The following is a 787-nucleotide window of genomic DNA, read 5'->3' as shown; positions in this document are numbered from 1 at the left end:
ATAGAATAATTGAATTGACAAAAAAGATTTTTGTACAATATGAAACCTACGTGCATGGGATCTCTGTATTATGAGTATGAGTGCCAATGATATCTCGATTTTAAATTAAAGGAAAAAAGAATGGAACATCGTCCAGTCTTAGAGACTGAAAGCAATTTAGTTATTACATTAGTTGCTGATATTGTTGCTGCTTACGTGAGTAATAACTCGATCCGACCGACTGAAGTGCCAAGTTTGATTGCTGATGTTCATGCCGCTTTTCGTAAAGCAGGGAACGCAGATTTAACAGAAGTTGAAGTTGAAAAGCAAAGGCCTGCTGTTAACCCAAAACGTTCAATCTTTCCTGATTATCTCATTTGTCTTGAAGACGGGAAGAAATTTAAATCCTTGAAACGTCATCTCATGACACATTATGGAATGTTACCAGAAGAATATCGTGAAAAGTGGCAATTGGACAGTTCTTCCCCTATGGTTGCACCTAATTATGCAAAGGCGCGCTCAGCTTTGGCGAAGGAAATGGGGCTTGGACGTAAAAGCAAACGGAAGAAAACAAAATAACCGTATTTTTCAAAAAATTCGTATCTCTAGTCTATAAAAGTGCTTTTTAGGAAGCACATTTTCTGTGAAAATTTTGTGCTGTTGGTGCTACGATAGTGTAATTCTATACGTAACTCTCGTTACGAATTCTTTCAATCATCGATTTAAGACCATTCGATCGTTGTGGTGTAAGATTTTCGTTTAAGCCAAGTGTTTCAAAGAGTCCTTCGGCATCGGCATCGCGAATCTC

At 37.7% G+C, this 787-nt stretch carries 2 protein-coding genes; one reads left to right on the top strand and one right to left on the bottom strand.

Translation table 11 applies throughout. The annotated features are described in order from the left end of the window. Positions 1 to 120: 120 nt before the first annotated feature. Positions 121 to 558: a Ros/MucR family transcriptional regulator gene (locus ACFIO5_RS10070; protein ID WP_375705320.1), complete on the top strand. Its 438-nt coding sequence runs from the start codon at positions 121 to 123 to the stop codon at positions 556 to 558. A 103-nt stretch (positions 559 to 661) separates the two neighbouring features. Here the strand turns inward: ACFIO5_RS10070 and ACFIO5_RS10065 are convergent. Then, the coding region (locus ACFIO5_RS10065; RefSeq protein ID WP_375705321.1) for a SufE family protein at positions 662 to 787 on the bottom strand (126 nt) is incomplete at its 5' end.

Source organism: Bartonella sp. AA86SXKL (assembly GCF_042196885.1).
Note: the sequence above shows the minus strand (reverse complement) of the source record. Positions and strands in the feature narration are given on the sequence as shown.

Coding starts and splice junctions, on each gene's coding strand:
- ACFIO5_RS10070 (WP_375705320.1), top strand. CDS start 121: ATGGAACATCGTCCAGTCTTAGAGACTGAAAGCAATTTAGTTATTACA.